The sequence below is a fragment of the Erythrobacter sp. genome (assembly GCF_038133525.1).
GTDB lineage: Bacteria > Pseudomonadota > Alphaproteobacteria > Sphingomonadales > Sphingomonadaceae > Qipengyuania.
On the sequence record NZ_JAYPTL010000125.1, the window covers coordinates 1 to 810 of the forward strand.

The window sequence follows — 810 nt, forward strand, 5'->3', positions numbered from 1 at the left end:
TCTGGCCTTCGGTGAGCAGCATGACCAGGGGCCGCCCCCGGTCGTCGCAGACGGTGTGCAGCTTGGAGTTCAGGCCGCCCTTGGGTCGCCCGATGCGGCGGGGAACATCCCCTTTTTGAGCAGGCTCGCCGCCGTGCGATGCGCCTTCAGGTGGGTGCTGTCGATCATGATGGCGTCCGGCTCTCCCGCCTGTCCGGCCAGGGCCGCGAAGATGCGGTCGAACACCCCCAGGCGGCTCCAGCGCACAAACCGATTATACAGCGTCTTGTGCGGCCCATAGGCCGACGGCGCATCGCGCCAGCGCAGGCCGTTCCGGATCACGAACACGATCCCCGACACCACCCGCCGGTCATCCACCCGAGGTACGCCGTGCGCCAACGGAAAGAACGGCGCAATCACCGCCATCTGCCTGTCCGACAACCACAAAAGATCGCTCATCAACGCCTCCCCGATCCCTATCGGGAATCAGAGCAACGCCCGTCATGCAAGCAATTTAATAGGTCCTGAGCCTAGATGGGCAATGTTGGTCGACCACCGGGCAATGGATTTGAAAACACCCGAATGCATGTAGTGTCGAAAGACCAACAGCGCGTAATTGGGGTCCACGTGCTCATACGCTCTGAAGCGTATAAGCGTATTCTGGAAGCACGCGCCCGGCACCTCACCTCGGTAGATCGCTGGGCGACCCACCAGCTCAGGGCTCTGTCCCTCGTTCAGCAGAATGTCCCCGTCGCGCACTTCATAGATGGCCACTTCCTCAGGCTCGAAGTTCATGCGGAGCACTTCCGAGGTATCTATCCGATCCTCATA

The 810-nt window shown here is 61.5% G+C and carries 1 protein-coding gene and 1 pseudogene; both read right to left on the minus strand.

Going from position 1 to position 810, the window contains the following annotated elements; translation table 11 throughout:
* Positions 1-438 (minus strand): annotated as a pseudogene (locus AAFM29_RS16915) (IS5 family transposase); the annotation flags it as partial.
* A gap of 42 nt (positions 439-480) precedes the next feature.
* Positions 481-810 (minus strand): hypothetical protein (locus AAFM29_RS16920; RefSeq protein ID WP_341713913.1); only part of this gene is annotated, 330 nt, incomplete at its 5' end.